Annotated in this window: 15 protein-coding genes and 1 pseudogene; 9 read left to right on the top strand and 7 right to left on the bottom strand. The window is 74.1% G+C overall.

Features of this window, described 5'->3' with window-relative positions; genetic code table 11:
- Positions 1–359 precede the first annotated feature (359 nt).
- Together ACWDX7_RS25475 and ACWDX7_RS25470 are read right to left on the bottom strand one after the other, a co-directional pair.
- The gene (locus tag ACWDX7_RS25475) at positions 360–1,199 is read right to left on the bottom strand and encodes a siderophore-interacting protein (protein ID WP_451490699.1); all 840 of its coding nucleotides are present in this window, start codon (positions 1,197–1,199) and stop codon (positions 360–362) included.
- Positions 1,200–1,248: 49 nt separating this feature from the next.
- Positions 1,249–2,154: a 5'-3' exonuclease gene (locus ACWDX7_RS25470; protein ID WP_451490736.1), complete on the bottom strand. Its 906-nt coding sequence runs from the start codon at positions 2,152–2,154 to the stop codon at positions 1,249–1,251.
- 279 nt (positions 2,155–2,433) lie between these two features.
- Between ACWDX7_RS25470 and ACWDX7_RS25465 the strand changes: the two genes are divergently transcribed.
- Together ACWDX7_RS25465 and ACWDX7_RS25460 are read left to right on the top strand one after the other, a co-directional pair.
- Entirely contained in the window at positions 2,434–3,030 is a 597-nt protein-coding gene (locus ACWDX7_RS25465) for a helix-turn-helix domain-containing protein (RefSeq protein ID WP_355416389.1), read from the top strand.
- A gap of 5 nt (positions 3,031–3,035) precedes the next feature.
- Positions 3,036–3,827: a helical backbone metal receptor gene (locus ACWDX7_RS25460; RefSeq protein ID WP_451490698.1), complete on the top strand. Its 792-nt coding sequence runs from the start codon at positions 3,036–3,038 to the stop codon at positions 3,825–3,827.
- Here the strand turns inward: ACWDX7_RS25460 and ACWDX7_RS25455 are convergent.
- Positions 3,787–4,968, bottom strand: a pseudogene (locus ACWDX7_RS25455) (TDT family transporter); the annotation flags it as partial. The gene ACWDX7_RS25460 and the pseudogene ACWDX7_RS25455 overlap by 41 nt on opposite strands.
- A 70-nt stretch (positions 4,969–5,038) precedes the next feature.
- On the opposite strand from ACWDX7_RS25455, the gene ACWDX7_RS25450 reads away from it, so the two are divergent.
- The gene (locus tag ACWDX7_RS25450) at positions 5,039–5,962 is read left to right on the top strand and encodes a LysR family transcriptional regulator (RefSeq protein ID WP_451490697.1); all 924 of its coding nucleotides are present in this window, start codon (positions 5,039–5,041) and stop codon (positions 5,960–5,962) included.
- A 21-nt stretch (positions 5,963–5,983) separates the two neighbouring features.
- Here ACWDX7_RS25450 and ACWDX7_RS25445 read toward each other — a convergent pair whose 3' ends face one another.
- The 3 genes from ACWDX7_RS25445 to ACWDX7_RS25435 all read right to left on the bottom strand — a co-directional run bounded on the left by ACWDX7_RS25445 (position 5,984) and on the right by ACWDX7_RS25435 (position 9,244).
- Positions 5,984–6,691 carry a gamma-glutamyl-gamma-aminobutyrate hydrolase family protein gene (locus ACWDX7_RS25445; protein WP_451490696.1) on the bottom strand — a complete coding sequence of 236 codons (708 nt, stop codon included), beginning with the start codon at positions 6,689–6,691 and terminating at the stop codon, positions 5,984–5,986.
- Positions 6,692–6,759: 68 nt separating this feature from the next.
- Positions 6,760–8,226 (bottom strand): ethanolamine permease, encoded by a 1,467-nt coding sequence (gene eat / locus ACWDX7_RS25440; RefSeq protein ID WP_451490695.1) that lies wholly within the window; start codon positions 8,224–8,226, stop codon positions 6,760–6,762.
- A gap of 271 nt (positions 8,227–8,497) precedes the next feature.
- Positions 8,498–9,244, bottom strand: a complete 747-nt coding sequence (locus ACWDX7_RS25435) for a FadR/GntR family transcriptional regulator (RefSeq protein ID WP_451490694.1) — start codon at positions 9,242–9,244, stop codon at positions 8,498–8,500.
- A gap of 77 nt (positions 9,245–9,321) precedes the next feature.
- Here ACWDX7_RS25435 and ACWDX7_RS25430 point away from each other — a divergent pair, with 77 nt between their 5' ends.
- From ACWDX7_RS25430 to ACWDX7_RS25420, 3 genes are all read left to right on the top strand, one after another.
- Positions 9,322–10,695: a glutamine synthetase family protein gene (locus ACWDX7_RS25430; protein ID WP_451490693.1), complete on the top strand. Its 1,374-nt coding sequence runs from the start codon at positions 9,322–9,324 to the stop codon at positions 10,693–10,695.
- A gap of 110 nt (positions 10,696–10,805) precedes the next feature.
- Positions 10,806–12,152: an aldehyde dehydrogenase family protein gene (locus ACWDX7_RS25425; RefSeq protein ID WP_451490692.1), complete on the top strand. Its 1,347-nt coding sequence runs from the start codon at positions 10,806–10,808 to the stop codon at positions 12,150–12,152.
- Positions 12,153–12,158: 6 nt separating this feature from the next.
- Positions 12,159–12,950, top strand: coding sequence for a 3-oxoacyl-ACP reductase (locus ACWDX7_RS25420; RefSeq protein ID WP_451490691.1), 792 nt, complete (start codon positions 12,159–12,161; stop codon positions 12,948–12,950).
- A gap of 179 nt (positions 12,951–13,129) precedes the next feature.
- Here ACWDX7_RS25420 and ACWDX7_RS25415 read toward each other — a convergent pair whose 3' ends face one another.
- Positions 13,130–14,332, bottom strand: coding sequence for an amino acid deaminase/aldolase (locus tag ACWDX7_RS25415; RefSeq protein WP_451490690.1), 1,203 nt, complete (start codon positions 14,330–14,332; stop codon positions 13,130–13,132).
- 255 nt (positions 14,333–14,587) lie between these two features.
- Here ACWDX7_RS25415 and ACWDX7_RS25410 point away from each other — a divergent pair, with 255 nt between their 5' ends.
- The 3 genes from ACWDX7_RS25410 to ACWDX7_RS25400 are packed head-to-tail and all read left to right on the top strand — an operon-like array spanning position 14,588 to position 17,403.
- On the top strand, positions 14,588–15,409 hold the full coding sequence (locus ACWDX7_RS25410; RefSeq protein WP_451490689.1) for a hypothetical protein: 822 nt from the start codon (positions 14,588–14,590) through the stop codon (positions 15,407–15,409).
- A complete protein-coding gene (gene mycP, locus ACWDX7_RS25405; protein ID WP_451490688.1) occupies positions 15,406–16,641 on the top strand; it encodes a type VII secretion-associated serine protease mycosin in 1,236 nt (411 codons plus the stop codon). The genes ACWDX7_RS25410 and mycP overlap by 4 nt, the downstream gene beginning before the upstream one ends.
- Positions 16,642–16,662: 21 nt before the next feature.
- A complete protein-coding gene (locus ACWDX7_RS25400; protein WP_451490687.1) occupies positions 16,663–17,403 on the top strand; it encodes an SseB family protein in 741 nt (246 codons plus the stop codon).
- The last annotated feature ends 107 nt before the right edge of the window (positions 17,404–17,510 follow it).

Raw genomic sequence — 17,510 nt, 5'->3', positions numbered from 1 at the left:
CAAGGCGCCTCGGTGCGCCACGCGGGCCCGGCCGGGGCCGGAAGACGCGCCTCACGAGAGCTCGGGCTCCGGAATCCCCGGGCCTCCCGGCCGGGTTGAGGCCTGCGGGGAGGGCGGGCCTAAGCGGTGCGGGGTGGGGCGGCGCAAGCCGGAAGACGCGCCCGTGGGGTCCGGCCCCGGGGCTTTCCGGGCCGCCCGGTGGGGGGTGGGGCCTCTGGGGGTGAGGGCGGGCGGAAGCGGTGCGGTGGGCCGCGCGCGGGGCGGCACGGGCTGGAAGACGCGGCCCGTGGGGGCCCGGCCCCGGACGGTCGGGGCCGGACGGTGGCGGCCCCACCGCGCAGCGTGGGGGGTGGGGCGGGTCAGGCCGCTGTCGCGCGGTCCTGTTCGGCTTCGACCGCCGCGTTCCAGTCGCGCTTGATCGCACGCCAGCCCTCGTCCGTCTCGCCCAGGCGCCAGTAGCCCGAGATCGACAGGCGTTCGCGCGGGATGCCGCGTTCCAGACGCAGGTGGCGGCGGAGGTCCTTGACGAAGCCCGCCTCGCCGTGGACGAAGGCGTGGACGTCCCCGGAGGGGAACTCCAGGGCCGTGACCGCCTCCACCAGGGCCTCGCCGACCGGACGCGCGCCGCGGTGCAGCCAGACCGGGACCACGCCGTCCGGCGTGGCGAACTTCTGCTCGTCCTGCGGACCCTCTACCTCCACGAAGGCGTGGACCTGCGCGCCGGCCGGCATCCGCTCCATCGCCGCGGCGATGGCCGGCAGCGCGCTCTCGTCACCCACCAGGAGGTGCCAGCCGGCCGCCGGGTCCGGGGCGTAGGCGCCGCCCGGGCCGAGGAAGCGTACGACTTCGCCGCGCTGGACGCGGGCCGCCCAGGGCCCGGCGAGGCCCTCGTCGCCGTGGACGACGAAGTCGAGGGTCAGCTCCAGGTGCGCGGGGTCCCACGCCCGTACCGTGTACGCGCGCTGGCGCGGCCACTGCTCGCGGGGATACCGGCCGCGGATCTGCTCCAGGTCCCACGGCGCGGGGTAGCTGACGCCCTCCGGGGGGAACAGGATCTTGATGTAGTGGTCAGTGAACTCGCCGGCGCCGAAACCCGCCAGCCCGTCACCGCCCAGCACGACCCGCACCATGTGCGGCGTCAGCCGCTCCGTGCGTACGACGACTGCGGTGCCGACTGTGCGGGCGCGTCCTTCTGCCACGGCGTCTCCCCTGACTCACCTGAAACTTAGGATTACCTAAGTTAGCACCTCACCGGAGGAGCGCGCCGCTCAGGCGCGATACAGCCCCGCCCAGACCCCACCGGTGGGCGAGTGCCCGGACCAGTTCGGGCTGGGCCGGCGCCGCCGGCAGCGCCGGATCGAACGGCGGCAGCGGGACGTCCGCGGCCACCCGCACCACCTTCGGCGCCACCGCCAGATACGGCCGGGAATCATTCAGGCGCTTGCGCTGCGTGAGGGTGAGCTTCGACTTCGGGTCATCGACGGCGGCCATGATCCCGGCGAGGTCCCCGTACGCCTCCAGGAGCTTGGCCGCGGTCTTCTCCCCGATGCCCGGGACTCCGGGCAGGCCGTCGCTGGGGTCCCCGCGCAGCAGGGCCAGCTCCGAGTACCCGGGGCCGTCCACCCCGTACTTCTCCCGCAGCCACGCCTCGTCCGTCACCTGGAGGCTGCCCACGCCCTTGAGGGGGTAGAGCACCCGGCGCTGCCTGGCGTCGTCCACCAGCTGGTAGAGGTCCCGGTCGCCGGTGACGATGTCCACCGGACCCGTCGCGCGGGCGGTGAGCGTGCCGATCACGTCGTCCGCCTCGTACCCGGCGACGCCCACGCGGGCGATGCCGAAGGCGTCCAGCGCCGTCTCGATGATCGGCACCTGCGGGGCGAGGGTGTCCGGGGTCTCCTCCACGTCGGGCCCGTCCTCGCTCTCCTTCGCGACGCGGTGGGCCTTGTAGGAGGGGATCAGCTCCACTCTCCAGTGCGGCCGCCAGTCGGCGTCCATGCACGCCACCAGATCGTCCGGGTGGTGGTCCTGCACCAGCCGTCCGATGAAGTCCAGCAGCCCGCGGACGGCGTTGACGGGGGTGCCGTCGGGAGCCTTCACGGAGTCCGGCACGCCGAAGTAGGCCCGGTAGTAGAGGGAGGAGGTGTCCAGGAGCATCAGGCGTCGTGTCGTCACGCAGACGATGATGCCGCAAGCGGCCCGTGAGCCGGCGGGGCCGCCCGTACGGACAGTGAGCGCGGGCGTACGGGAATGCGCCAGCCCGCCGGGAGCGGTGGACTCGTGCACGCGAATCCTGAGGCGGTTGCTGCGTAAGGTGCTTACAGCACACCGATGTGCGACGGACCAGGGGAGGGCAGCCCCGACATGAACGACAGGGACGGCACGAACGGCCTGGACGACAGGGATCACAAGGACCACGAGGACCACGCGGCCGTCATGGACGACACGGACGAGAAGAAGCACGACGCCAAGGAGCCCCTTCGCGTCGGCGTCGCCGTGCGCAAGCGGCGCCGCGCCCTGCACCTGACCCTTGCCGCGGTATCGGCGCGCAGCGGCCTGTCGGTCCCCTTCCTGAGTCAGATAGAGAACGAGCGGGCCCGGCCCAGCATGCGGTCCCTGGAGCGGGTCGCGGACGCGCTGGAGACCACCGCCGTGGAGCTGCTGGCCGCCTCCGACACGGCGCGCACGGTGGATCTCGTACGGGCCGGCGACGAGTCCGGGCTCACGCCGGTGCCGGGCGTACGCCCCCTCGTACGCGGGCACCACCAACTGCACGCGCTGGAATTCACCGGGGACCAGGACGCCGGGCGCGAGTACCAGCACCGCAACGACGAGCTGATGTACGTGGTGTCGGGCGCGTGCCAGGTGGAGGCGGAGGGGCGGGCGTACCGGCTGGAGAGCGGGGACGCGCTGTTCCTGTCCGGCGGTGTACGGCACCGCTGGCGGGCCGTCACGGAGGACACGAAGCTCCTCGTCGTCGCGGTCGGCGACCACATCGACGCGACGTCCGAGCCGCCGTCGCCCGGGCACTGAGCTCCATGCGGCGGGTGGTCTCGCTGGTGCCGTCGCTGACCGAGGCGGTGGCCGAGAGCGCGCCGGGGCTGCTGGCCGGGGTGACCGACTGGTGCACGCACCCCGCGGATCTCGGGGACGCGGTACGCATCGGCGGGACGAAGAACCCGGACCTGCGCCGGATCATCGAGCTCCGCCCGGATCTCGTGATCGCCAACGAGGAGGAGAACCGGGCCCCGGACCTGGCGGCACTGCGGGCGGCGGGCGTGGCGGTGCTGGTCACCGAGATCCGGAACCTGCCCCAGGCCGTTGCCGAACTGGACCGGGTACTGGTGGGGGCGCTTGGGCTGCCGAGGCCGGGGTGGCTGGCGGACGCCGAGGCCGCCTGGGCCCGGGTCGAACCCCTCGGTCCGCTCACCGCCTTCGTACCGGTGTGGCGGCGGCCGTGGATGGTGCTGGGCCGCGACACCTTCGCCGGGGATCTGCTCGCCCGGCTGGGGGTGCGCAACGCGTACGCCGGACACGGGGAGCGGTATCCGCGGGCGGCCGTGGCCGAGTTGGCCGCCACCGGCTGCGATCTGGTGGTGCTCCCGGACGAGCCCTACCGCTTCACGGCCGAGGACGGGCCTGAGGCCTTCCCCGGACTTCCCGCCGCGCTGGTCAGCGGGCGCCACCTCACCTGGTACGGGCCGTCGCTCGTCGAGGCTCCGGCGCTGCTGGCGCGGGCACTGCGGGCGGCGCGGCCGGGCGGGGAGCGGGCGGGAGAGCGGGCGGGAGGGGAGCGGCCGGGCGGGGAGCGGCCAGGAGACGGCCGCTGAACAGGCCGCGCACGGTGTGGGTGGCCGCCAGCAGCCAGGCGATCAGCAGGCCGACGAAGAGGACCGTGGCGAGCCAGGCGAAGGCGGGCAGGCCGGTGTGGCGGGCCAGGCCGGCGGCCCCGGTGACGCAGGTGCCGACGGGAAAGGTCAGCGCCCACCAGGTCATCGCGAAGCCCATGCCGCCGCGCGCGGCCCGGACGAGCATGGCCGCGGCGAGAGCCAGCCACAGCAGGGCGAATCCCATCACCGGGACCCCGTAGACGACGGCGAAGGCGCCGAACGCGCCGGCGTACGGGGAGCCGATGGACCGGGGGGCCATGTCGGCGAGCTGGCCGACGGCGGTGGTGGACTGGCCGAGGGGGCCGAGGACCAGGAAGAGGGTCGGGGTGAGGGCCAGGGGGAGCGGGCCGCTCACGATCAGCCGGCCCAGGATCAGCGGCAGCATGAGGAGGGTGGCGAGCAGGCTGAGGCCGAACAGGGCGTAGCAGGCCAGCAGCATCGCCAGGCGGGGCTGGCCCGGGGGCAGGTGGGGTATCAGCAGCGGGCCGAGTGCGGCCGAGACCATCGGGGCGACCACGGGCAGGAGCCAGACCGGGGTGGCCTGTGCGGGCTGGACCCGGTGGCGGACCACCATCAGGTAGGGCACCGCCACGGCCACCAGCAGGCCGGTCAGGGTGCCGAGGGCGAAGAGCACGGCGTCCACGGCGACGGCGGCGCCGGTCCCGATGAGGTCCCGGCCGACGAGGAGGGTGCCCCCGCCGACGGCCAGCAGCGCCATGGAGAGGCAGCCGTAGAACGGGGCCACGGCGGGGTCCAGCAGGTGGGCGCGGGCCTGATCGCGGTGGTGGATCCAGTGCCCCGCGCGGGCCGTCAGCAGGACGGCAAGGGCGGCGGCGGACAGGGCCCACACGAGCTGGCAGGCCACGCGCTGGCCGGGGAGCTGATGGGGGAGGCTCGCGCCGGCGCCGGCGATGATCGCCGTGCCCATGACGGAGGCGTACCAGTTGGGGCCGAGGTGGCGCAGGGCCTCGTGGGCGCGGGGCGCGGTCTCGGTGGTGCCGGTGCCGGTGCCGGTTCCGGGGGTGCCGGTGCCGGTGGAGCGGGCGGAACGGGTGCGGGGTCGCACGATGGTGGTGGCCATGGGTCCAGCGTCCGGCCGGGGCGGACCGGGCGGCAGAGGCCATCCTCCTATGAGGCCATAAACTGATGTTATGGGGAGTGAGGAGTGGGTTCCGCTGGCGCACCGGGTCCCGGACCTGGGCGCGCTCGAACTGCTGCTCGCCGTCGCGCGGGTCGGCAGCCTGAGCGGCGCGGCCCGGCGGCTGGGCATCACCCAGCCCGCGGCAAGCAGCCGGATCCGGGCGATGGAGGCCCGCCTCGGCGTGGCCCTCGTGGACCGGTCCCCGCGGGGTTCGACGCTGACGGCGGAGGGCGCGCTGGTCACGGACTGGGCGCGGCGGGTCGTGGAGGCTGCGGAAGCCTTCGACGCGGGGGCGCAGGCGCTGAGGGGGCGGCGCGACTCTCGCCTGAGGGTGGCGGCCAGCATGACCATCGCGGAGTACCTGCTCCCCGGGTGGCTGATCGCCCTGCGCGGGCAGCGGCCCGACACGGCGGTGTCCCTGCACGCCGGGAACTCGGCGGACGTCGCCGAACGGGTCCTCGCACACGAGGCGGACCTCGGCTTCGTGGAGGGGCTGACCGTCCCGGAAGGACTGGACTCGGCGGTGATCGCGCAGGACCGCCTCGTGGTGGCGGTGGCGCCGGGGCACGCGTGGGCGCGGCGCTCGCGGGAGGTGCGGGCGGCGGAGCTGGCGTCGACCCCGCTGATCCTGCGGGAGCGCGGGTCGGGGACCCGGCAGGTACTGGACGCCGCGCTGGCCGGGTGCGGGGGGCTGGCGGCGCCGCTGCTGGAACTGGCGTCGACCACGGCGGTGAAGTCGGCGGCGCTGAGCGGCGCGGGGCCGTGCGTCCTGTCGGAGCTGGCGGTGGGGGACGAGCTGGCGGCCCGGCGGCTGGTGGCGGTCCCGGTGGCCGGTGCGGCGCTGGACCGCGCGCTGCGCGCCGTCTGGCCGGTGGGCGCGCGCCCGGCGGGACCGGCCCGCGACCTGCTGTCCCTCACCCGCCGCCCGGCCTGAACGGATCGTTCCGGACAGAACCTAGGGAACCGGGACCGCCCTGCGCACATGGGCGGCCTCGATCAGCGAGGCCATCACGCGGGTGTCCTTGTCGCGTTCGGGGTGCCATTGGACGCCCATCACCCAGCGGGCGGGGTCCGGCAGTTCGATCGCCTCCACCGTGCCGTCCGCGGCGTGGGCCGAGGCGATCAGGCCGCGGCCCAGGCGGTCGACCGCCTGGTGGTGGTAGGTCGGCACCTGCTCCTCCTCCGGGACCAGCGCCGCGTACCGGGTGCCGGGGACCGGGAGCACCGGGTGCCAGGACATGATGCCGGGGCCCTCCGCGTGGCCGTCGAGGTGCTGGATCAGGGTGCCGCCCAGGACCACGTTCAGCGCCTGCATGCCCCGGCAGACGCCGAGCACCGGAAGGTCCGCCTCCAGGGCGGCGGCGATCAGGGACAGCTCCCAGTGGTCGCGGACCGTAGCGGGGGGTCCCGTACGGGGGTCGCGGGCGGCGCCGTAGTGGACCGGGTCCACATCGGGGCCGCCCGCGACGACGAGGCCGTCCAGCCGGCTCAGCACCTCCGCCGCCGTCCCGCATTCGTCCGGCGGGAGCAGTACGGCCGCGCCGCCCGCCGCTTGGACGAGTTCGTAGTACCCGGCGGGTACGAGGGACGTCGGCAGGTCCCACACGCCGTAGCGGGTGGATCCCTCCACGTAGGTGGTGATGCCGATGAGCGGCCTGGGCACGGGTTTACCTCCAAGGGCAGGACGGCTGGGGCAGGGCACGGGCAGGACGACGGAACAGGGTCAGGTTTTCAGCCGCGGGTCAGCTCCGCCTCCGCTTCGGCCAGCGCCGCGAACTCCTCCTCGGGCGCCGAGGCCACCAGGTGGTGGCGGCTGTACAGAGCGAAGTAGGCGAGGGCGACGGCGTAGACGGCCAGGGCGATGAAGGCGGCGTCCCGGTCCACCAGGAAGGTGGCGACCAGGGCCGACAGGGCCAGTGCGAAGGCAACCGAGGAGGTCACGACGCCGCCCGGAGTGCGGTAGGGCCGCTCCAGGTCCGGCTCGCGGCGGCGCAGCACGATGTGGGACAGGGCCATCAGGGCGTAGGAGATCGTGGCGCCGAAGACGGCGATGTTCAGCATGCGCGGCCCGTTGCCGGTGGCCGCGGCCAGCGCGAAACCGATGGCGCCGGGGATCAGCAGGCCGAGGTACGGGGCCTTGCGCTTCGAGGTGAGGGACAGGAAGCGAGGGAGGTAACCCGCCCGCGAGAGGGCGAACAGCTGGCGCGAGCCGGCGTAGATGAGGGAGAAGAAGGAGGCCACGAGGCCGGCGAGGCCGGCGTAGTTCACGAAGGTCTTCAGCCACGACAGGCCGGAGTCGCCCTCCAGGGCGACGACCAGCGGATTGCCGGCCTCCTTGAGGACGTCGGCGCCGCGGGCACCGGTGGCGGCGAGGAAGGTGATCAGCGCGAGGAGGACGAGGATGCCCATGGAGATCGACAGCGCGCGCGGCATGGACCGCACCGGGTCCTTGGCCTCCTCGGCGGCGAGGGGTACGCCCTCCACGCCGAGGAAGAACCACATGCCGAAGGGGAAGGCGGCCCAGATGCCGAGCAGGCCCAGGGGCAGCCAGGAGTTGGAACCGAAGGCGGTGGGGTCGACGGCGATGTCGTCGAGGTTGGCCGCGTCGAACTGGGTGAAGGCGCCGACCGCGAAGACCAGCAGCGCCGCGACGGCGACGCCGGTGACGACGAGGGAGAAGCGCAGGGCCTCGCCGACGCCCCAGAGGTGGATGCCGATGAAGACCGCAAAGCAGGCCAGGTAGACCGGCCACCCGGAGCTGAGGCCGAAGAGTCGCAGGGATTCGACGTAGTCGCCGATGAAGATGGCGATCGCGGCCGGGGCGAGGATGTACTCGATGAGGATGGCGGTGCCGGTGAGGAAGCCGCCCCAGGTGCCGAGGGCCCGGCGGGCGAAGCCGTAGCCGCCGCCCGCGGTCGGCAGGATCGCGGACAGTTCCGCGAGGGAGAAGACCAGGCAGGCGTACATCGCGCCCATCAGGACGGTGGCGATGGCGAGGCCGCCGAAACCGCCCTCCTTGAGGCCGACGTTCCATCCGGAGAAGTCCCCGGAGACGACGTACGCGACGCCGAGTCCGGTGAGCAGCAGCCATCCGGCGCTGCCGCGGCGCAGCGTACGGCGCCGCAGGTAGCCGTCGCCTTCGGGCGAGGGGATCGGTTCGGGCACGGCTTTCAGCCGGGCATCGGTGTCGTCGGCCATGTGCGCTCCTGCCTAGGGCAATGGTTGTGGGGCGTACCTTTGCGGTAGGGGAGTGGGCCGCGCAAGACCTCTGCGTAAAACGGGGGTTACGAAAACCTCTTCGGGCGGGGGCGTCGAATCCGCCGTACGCGGCCGTACGTGGACGTGGGCATGCGTACGTAGGCATGCGTACGTAGGCATGCGCGGCCGTGCGCGGGCGCCGCCCGGCTGCGCGCTCAGGCCGGCCGCCCGGGACCGCCCCCCGAGGCGCCCGAGGCGCCCGAGGCGCCGCTCACGTCAGGAACCCGCGCAGCAGCGCCGCCGTGCCGCAGCAGTGCTCGCGCATCGTCTCGCGCGCCCCGGCCGCGTCCCGCTCCAGCACCGCCTCCACCAGTGCGCTGTGCTGCTGCTGCGAATGCTCCAGATTGCGTACCAGCAACGGGATGCAGTCGAGCAGGTCGTTCACCGTGGCGCGGACGGCCGCGTACTGGGCCGTCAGGGTGGCGGATCCGGCGAGTTCGCACAGGGCGAGGTGGAAGAGGGTGTCCTGGCGGCGGTAGTCGGCGAGCGGGGCGTCGTGGGTGGCCGTCAGTGCGCCGAGGAGCCGCTCGGCGCCGTCCTCGGTCAGCCCCCGGGAGGCGCACAGTCCGGCCGCGCCCACCTCCAGGACCTCGCGGAACCGCAGGACGTCCTCGATGTCCACGCCCGCGACCCGCCGGCGCAGCTCCTCCTCGACGCCGCCGGCCGGGGTGTCGGGACGGGAGAGCACAAACGTTCCGCCGTACCGCCCGCGCCGGGCCTCCACCAGCCCTTGGTCCTGCAACACCTTCAGCACCTCGCGCAGCGTGACCCGGCTGATCCCCATGCGCTCGGCCAGCTCCCGCTCGGGCGGCAGCTTCTCCCCGCCCGGAACCAGGCCCAGCCGGACCACCTGGAGGATCTGTTCCAGCGCCTCCTCGAAACCGTTGCCCGCCCGCACCTGCCGCAGTACGGGATTCAGCCGCGCGACGGCATCGTCTTCGCTCGCCGTGTGGGTCATCTCGCCTCCTCCCCTTCCCAAGCAATGGTTCTATTCAATACCTTAGGCGTCCTCGGCTCACCGAAGGAGAGATTCCCGTGGTAGACCGCAAGCCACCGCTCGCGACCCAGGAGCTCCATGCTCTCGTCGCCGGCGGTGAGATCGACACCGTCGTCCTGGCCTTTCCCGACATGCAAGGACGGCTCCAGGGCAAGCGGTTCGCCGCACAGTTCTTCCTCGACGAGGTCCTCGCCCACGGCACCGAGGGCTGCAACTACCTGCTGGCCGTCGACACCGAGATGAACACCGTCGACGGATACGAGATGTCCTCCTGGGAGCGGGGTTACGGCGACTTCGCCATGCACCCCGACCTCGCCACCCTGCGCCGGATCCCGTGGAGCCCGGGCAGCGCCTTCGTCATGGCCGACCTCGCCTGGAACGACGGCTCGCCCGTCGTCGCCGCGCCCCGGCAGATCCTGCGCCGCCAGCTGGAGCGCCTCGCGGAGCACGGCTACACGGCGATGGTCGGTACCGAGCTGGAATTCATGGTCTTCCAGGACACCTACGAGAAGGCCTGGGACGCCGACTACCGCGGCCTGACCCCCGCCAACCAGTACAACACCGACTACTCCGTCCTCGGCACGGGCCGCGTCGAACCCCTGCTGCGCCGCATCCGCAACGAGATGCAAGCCGCGGGCCTGGTGGTCGAGTCCGCCAAGGGGGAGTGCAACCTCGGCCAGCACGAGATCGTCTTCCGCTACGACGAGGCGCTGACCACTTGCGACCAGCACGCCGTCTACAAGACGGGGGCGAAGGAGATCGCCGCCCAGGAGGGTGTCTCGCTCACCTTCATGGCCAAGTTCGACGCGCGCGAAGGCAACTCCTGCCACATCCACCTCTCGCTGAACGGTGCCGACGGACGCAACGCCATGGCCGGGGACGGCCCTGACGCCCCCGGCGGAATGTCACCGGTGATGCGCCACTTCCTGGCCGGCCAGCTGGCCGCGCTGCGCGACTTCTCCCTTCTCTACGCCCCCAACATCAATTCGTACAAGCGTTTCCGCCCGGGGTCCTTCGCGCCCACCGCCGTCGCCTGGGGCGTCGACAACCGGACCTGCGCCCTGCGCGTCGTCGGCCACGGCCGCTCCATGCGCTTCGAGAACCGCCTCCCCGGCGGCGACGTCAACCCCTACCTCGCCGTCGCCGGCCTGGTCGCGGCCGGGCTCCACGGCATCGAGCACCGCCTGGAGCTGCCCGAGGCCTGTACCGGCAACGCCTACACCGCCGCCTACGCGCACGTCCCCACCAGCCTGCGGGAGGCCGCCGAGCTCTGGGAGAACAGCGAGATCGCCAAGGCGGCCTTCGGGCCCGAAGTGGTCGCCCACTACCGGAACATGGCCCGCGTGGAGATCGACGCCTACGACTCCGCGGTGACCGACTGGGAACGGCGCCGCTCCTTCGAACGCCTGTAAGCCGCAAGCGCCGCCCCCGCACCCCCCCACACGCCCCACCCCGCACCGCACCGCACTGAAAGTCTGTGAGGCACCACGTGTCCGATGTGCTGGCCCCATCCGATCTGAGAGTGCTGAACCCGGCCACCGAGGAAACCGTCGCCATCGTCCCGGCCGCCACACGGGACGATGTCGACGCCGCCGTCGTACGGGCCACCGCCGCCCAGCGCGGCTGGGCCGCGGTGGCCCCCGCCGACCGGGCCCGGCTGCTGCGCCGCTTCGCCGCGGTCGTCGACGGGCACATCGAGGAACTGGCCCTGCTGGAGGTCCGCGAAGCCGGCCACACCATCGGCAACGCCCGCTGGGAGGCCGGCAACGTACGGGACCTCCTCGACTTCGCCGCCGGGGGAGTGGAACGGCTCAGCGGCCGCCAGATCCCCGTCGCCGGCGGCATCGACGTCACCTTCCTCGAACCCCTCGGCGTCATCGGCGTGATCGCCCCCTGGAACTTCCCCATGCCGATCGCCGCCTGGGGCCTGGCACCCGCCCTCGCCGCCGGCAACGCCGTCATCCTCAAGCCCGCCGAAACCACCCCGCTCACCGCACTGCGCCTCGCCGAACTCGCCCTCGAAGCCGGGATCCCCGAGCACCTCTTCCAGGTGCTCCCCGGCCAGGGGGCCGTCGCGGGCGACGCCCTGGTCGAGCATCCCGGCGTAGCCAAAATCGTCTTCACCGGCTCCACCCGGGTCGGCAAGCAGATCATGGCCAAGTGCGCGGACCGGGTGAAGCGGGTCACCCTCGAACTCGGCGGCAAGAGCCCCAACATCGTCTTCGCCGACGCCGACATCGAGGCGGCCGCCGCCGCCGCGCCCATGGCCTTCCTCGACAACACCGGCCAGGACTGCTGCGCCCGGACCCGCATCCTCGTCCAGCGCTCCGCGTACGACCGCTTCCTCGACCTGCTCGCGACGGGCATCGAAAGCGTGGTCGTGGGCGACCCGGCCGACGAGAAGACCCAGATGGGACCGCTGATCTCACGGACCCAGCTGGAACGCGTACGGTCCTACGTCACCGCCGACCTCGCCGCCATCCGGGGCACCGCCCCCGAGGGCCCCGGCTTCTGGTACCCGCCGACCCTCGTCACGGACGTAGCCCCCACGGCGCCCGTCGCCACCGAGGAGGTCTTCGGCCCCGTGGCCGTCGTCCTGCCCTTCGAGGACGAAGAGGAAGCCGTCCGCCTGGCCAACGCGACCGAGTACGGCCTCTCCGGCTCCCTCTGGACCCGCGACATCGGCCGCGCCCTGCGCGTCTCGCGCGCCGTCGCCGCCGGCAACCTGTCCGTCAACTCCCACAGCAGCGTCCGCTACTGGACCCCCTTCGGCGGCTACAAGCAATCCGGCCTCGGCCGCGAGCTCGGACCCGACGCCCTCACCGCTTTCACCGAGACCAAGAACGTCTTCATCAGCACGGAGGCCTGAACCACCATGACCGACCGCACCGAAGGAATCGTCTGCCGCCGCCTGGTCGGCCGCACCGCCGTCATCACCGGAGCCGGCAGCGGCATCGGCCTGGCCGCCGCCCGCCGCCTGGCCTCGGAGGGGGCGAACATCGTCTGCGGCGATATCGACGAGATCGCCGGCAAGGCCGCCGCCGAGGAAGTCGGCGGCACCTACGTCAAGGTCGACGTCACCGACAAGGAGCAGGTCGACGCCCTCTTCAAGACGGCCTTCGACACCTACGGATCCGTCGACATCGCCTTCAACAACGCGGGCATCTCACCCGCGGACGACGACTCGATCCTCCTCACCGAGCTCGACGCCTGGAAGCGGGTCCAGGACGTCAACCTCACCTCCGTCTACCTCTGCTGCAAGGCGGCCCTGCCCTACATGCAGCGCCAGGGCCGCGGCTCCATCATCAACACGGCCTCCTTCGTGGCCCTGATGGGCGCCGCCACCTCCCAGATCTCCTACACCGCATCCAAGGGCGGCGTACTGGCCATGTCCCGCGAACTCGGCGTCCAGTTCGCCCGCGAGGGCATCCGGGTCAACGCGCTGTGCCCGGGGCCGGTCAACACCCCGCTGCTCCAAGAGCTCTTCGCCAGCGACCCGGAGCGGGCCGCCCGACGCCTCGTACACATCCCGGTGGGCCGCTTCGCCGAGGCCGAGGAGATCGCCGCCGCCGTCGCGTTCCTCGCCAGCGACGACTCCTCCTTCGTCAACGCCGCCGACTTCGTCGTGGACGGCGGCATCTCCGGGGCGTACGTAACCCCGCTGTAGCCGCCGGGCGCCGCCAGGCCCTGTCCGGGCGGTCTCCGCGGGTCCGCGCTGCCTGGCAGGGCGCCTCCCTGCGTTGTCGGAGCGCGCGAGTACGGCCACGTACGAGCTGCGCCCCTGCGCCTTGCGATGCACCGCACCAGACGACGCGGCCTGACCCACGAAGACCGCCCGGACAGGACCTAGAGGAAGGTGCGGCCCTCGCCCCGGTAGGTGGGGGCCGTGGACGTCACCCGGTCGCCCTCGACCAACTGCAACGCGTCGAAGCGCTCGCACAGTTCGCCCGCCTTGGCGTGGCGGAACCACACCCGGTCGCCGATCAGCAGATCGTCGGCCGGAGCGCCCAGCAGCGGGGTCTGCACCTCGCCCGCGCCTTCCCGGGGGTCGTAGCGCAGGCCTTCGGGCAGGTACGGGACGGGCAGCCGGTCGGCCCCGGCGGGGCCGGAGGCGGGATAGCCGCCGCCGAGGACCGTGACCACGCCGACGCCGGGCCGCCGCACCACGGGCTGAGCGAAGAGGGCGGCCGGACGCCCGCGGAACGAGGTGTAGTTGTCGAACAACCGCGGTACGTAAAGCCCCGAGCCGGCGGCGATCTCCGTGACGGCGTCCTCCGCGGCGGTCTGCTGCACGCTGCCGGTGCCGCCGCCGTTGACGAACTCCAGATCCGGCACGACCGCGCGGACGCCGCGTACCGCATCGGCGCGGCGCGCGGCGAGCTCCTTGCGGGCCGCGCTCTGCATGAGCCGGATCGCGCGAGAGCGCAGCGGTTGCCCGGCCAGCGCGTCCCCGACACCGGCGACATGGCCCTCGTACCCCATCAGCCCCACCACCCGGAAGCCGGGCCGGGCGGTGACCGTACGGGCCAGCGCGGCCAGTTGGGCGGGCTCGCGCAGCGGCGAACGCCGGGCGCCGACCCGTACCCTGCCGCCGAAGAGGTGCAGCGCGGTGTCCAGTTCCAGGCAGACCCGTATCTCCTGCGCGCCGCCGTCCCGCGCGCGGTCGATGAGCTCCAGCTGCGCCGGGTCGTCGACCATGACGGTGACGGCGGCGGCGAGTTTCGGGTCGGCGGCGAGCTCGGCGAAGCCGGCGCGGTCGGCCGACGGATAGGCGAGCAGCACGTCCTCGAACCCGGAACGGGCCAGCCAGAGCGATTCGGCGAGGGTGTACGACATGACCCCCGCGAAGCCGGGCCGGGCCAGTACGCGTTCGAGGAGGGCGCGGCAGCGCACGGACTTGCTCGCGACGCGGACGGGCTTGCCGCCGGCCCGGCGCACGAGGTCGTCGGCGTTGGCGTCGAAGGCGTCGAGATCCACGATGGCCAGCGGCGTGTCGAGGTGCGCGGTCGCCCGGTCGTACCGGGCGCGGTCGGCGGCGGGGTGACTCATGGGCGGCAGCTTGCCAGACAGTTCTACCGGCGGGTAGGCCCCGGACGTCCGCGCCCGGGCCCGGCCGTGGACGGGCCACCCGACCAGGAGGGCCCGTGTCGGCGCTCGGCCCGGGCGGGCAGTGGGGCGGCGGTCGGCCGGAACCCCGGGGTTCCGGCGCCGTCCCTGTGGGCTGGTCGCGCAGGGACACCGGCCGGGCGGGGGACCGTAGAGTACGCACAGGCAGCCGTACGGAACGGGGGGCGGAGCCGCCGGATGACCACGTCGACACCGCACAGCGCGGTCCTGGAGGAGCCCGGTCCGCCGCCGCCCCCGCGCAGGCGGCCCGTACGGGTCCTCAGCGCCGTACTGTCGGCCCTGCTCGGTGCGGGTCTCCTCGGCGGGGCCGGGCTCAGCACCTGGGCCGAACACCGCGCCGCGCACCGCCCGCCGGCCCCGGACGCCGCCTACCGCAAGGCCGGGTCCCTGTGGCGGGCCGCCCCCGTGGACCAGCTCTTCCCGCCCGTCCTCACGGGACCGGCGGCCGGCCCCGGCGGCGCCGACCGCACCTGGACCCGCATCGCCCTGGCACCCGACGCCGACTGCGCGGCCGCGCTCGCCCCCCACTGGCGGACCCTGCTCGCCCCCACCGGCTGCACACGGGTACTCCGCGCCACCTACACCGACGCCACCCGCAGCTCCCTGATCACCACCGGGATGGTGTTCACCCCCGCCGACGCCCCCGCCATGACCGCGCTCACCGGCCGCCTGACCGCCCCGCCCGCCTACGGGTTCGCCGACGCCCAGCGCGCCGCCTGGGCCGCGTCCGTACTGCCCGAGGCGCCCGTCGTCGTGTACGCGGTCTCCGCCTTCGCCGACGGCCGCGCCCTGGACGCGCCCCGCCCGGCCGGGGACCTGCTGAAGAAGGACGCCACCGGAGCCGTGGCCCAGGCGGGGCTCGGCCACGAGGCGAAGGCCGTCGCCGACCGCCTGGAACGCTCGTTGCGGGCCCTCGCGGTCCCGCCGCCCGCGTCCGCGGCTTCCGGCGCGTCCGTCCCGCCCTCACCCACCGCGCCCGCCTCGGAGCCCGCCCGATGAGGGCGGCGCGCCGGACGGCCGTCGCCCTCACCCTCGCGGCCGTCGTCGTCGGCGCCACCGCGCCCCCGGCCGCCGCCGACGCCATCCGCGACCGGCAGTGGGCCCTCACCGCCCTGCGCGCGGAGGAGGCCTGGGGCATCACCCGGGGCGACGGCGTCACCGTCGCCGTCCTCGACACCGGGGTCGACCCCACCCACCCCGACCTCGCCGGACAGGTGCTGGACGGCGCCGACCTCATCGGCATGGGCGCCGGCCGCGGTGACCGCGCCTGGGCCCGGCACGGCACCGCCATGGCCGGGATCATCGCGGGTCACGGCCACGGCTCCCACCGCGGCCAGGGCGTCCTCGGCATCGCCCCCCAGGCCCGCATCCTCCCCGTCCGGGTCATTCTGGAGGAAGGCGACCCGGGCCGCGCGCGGGCCCGCGACAGCAAGGGCAGCGCCCTCGCCGAGGGCATCCGCTGGGCCGCCGATCACGGCGCCGACGTGATCAACCTGTCCCTGGGCGACGACAGCGACTCCGCCCACCACGAGGCCGGTGAGGACGAGGCCGTCCAGTACGCCCTGGCCAAGGGCGTGGTCGTCGTCGCCTCCGCAGGCAACGGCGGCGAGGCCGGCGACCGCGCCTCCTATCCGGCCGCCTACCCCGGGGTCATCGCCGTCACCGCCGTCGACCGGCGCGGCAGGAAGGCGCCCTTCTCGACCCGGAACTGGTACGCCACCGTCAGCGCCCCCGGCGTCGACGTGGTCATCGCCGATCCCGACCGCTCCTATTACGAGGGCTGGGGCACCAGCGCCGCCGCGGCCTTCGTCTCCGGCGCCGTGGCCCTGGTCAAGGCCGCCCACCCGGACCTGTCCCCGGCGCAGGTCAAGAAACTGCTGGAGGACACCGCCTCCGACGCGCCCCGCGGCGGCCGCGACGACGCCCGCGGCCACGGGATGGTGGACCCGGTCGCCGCGCTCCAGGCCGCGCAGGCACTGCCGCCGCAGGCTCCGGTGCCCGCGCCAGCCGCGGCAGGGAGCGTGTACTTCGGCCCCGGCCCCGAGCCGTTCCGCCCGCCCGAGCGGAGCGCACGCCTCGGGGCCCCGGCGGCCGCGGTCGCGGGGGCGGCGCTGCTCGCGCTGGCCGGCGTACTGGCCCGCCGCCCACGGCGGAGCACCCGGCACACGCGGCGGGGGACCCGGCACACGCGGGGCGGTACCCGGCACCGGGGCCCGCGAGCGGCACAGTAGGGTCGGGTAACTGTGGCGAACATGGCGAACAAGAACATTCCCGACCCCGGCTTCTCCGACGACGACGGCTCCGCCGACCCCCGGCTGAGCGCGGCCCTCGCCGCCTGGGCCGAGGACCGGGCCAAGGAGCCGGAGGTGCTGGCCGCCCTCAAGGGCGCCCGCCTGCTGGTCCCGGTCGTCGCCGTCCTCGGTGAGGTCGAGACGGACCCGGAGACGGGTCTGTCGCGCGAGAAGACCAGCGACATGGCCGTCCCGACCCTGCGGGCGGGTGACCGGCGGGCGCTGCCCGCCTTCACCTCGACCGCCGCGCTCGCGCTGTGGGACCCGGCGGCCCGGCCGGTGGCCGTCCCGCTGCACCAGGCGCTGGCCGCGGCCGCGCACGAGAAGGCCGACACCCTGGTCCTGGACCTGGCCGGTCCGGTCACCTACCAGCTGACCGGCTCCGCGCTGCTCGCGCTGGCGGAGGGCCGTACGGACGCGGGCCCGCTGGCCGATCCCGCCGTACGGGAAGCCGTCCGGGCCGCCGTGGCCGCCGAGCCGGCCGTCCTGCGCGCCCACCTCGGGCCCGGCGGCCCGGACGCCGACGGCACCCTCGCGATCGTGCTGGCGGCCGGTGCGCAGGCCCCGGCCGCCGCCCGCCGCGTCGCCGAGGCCCTGGCGTCCGACGAGACCCTGCGCGCCCGGCTGGTGCGCGGCCTGGACCTGGCGCTGCTGCCGCCGCAGGGCCCCGTACCGCCCGGTGAGCCGCTGTTCGTGCGCTGAACGAGTCGGGGGCGCGGCTCCGGAGCGGGCATCGGGCTGAGCACCGTCGCCGCCTTCGCCATGATGGGCTCGGCCTACTTCACCACCCAGTACCTGCAGTCCGTCCT

It is taken from the genome of Streptomyces sp. NPDC003034, assembly GCF_053591375.1.
This window is presented reverse-complemented; position numbering and strand designations above follow the sequence as displayed.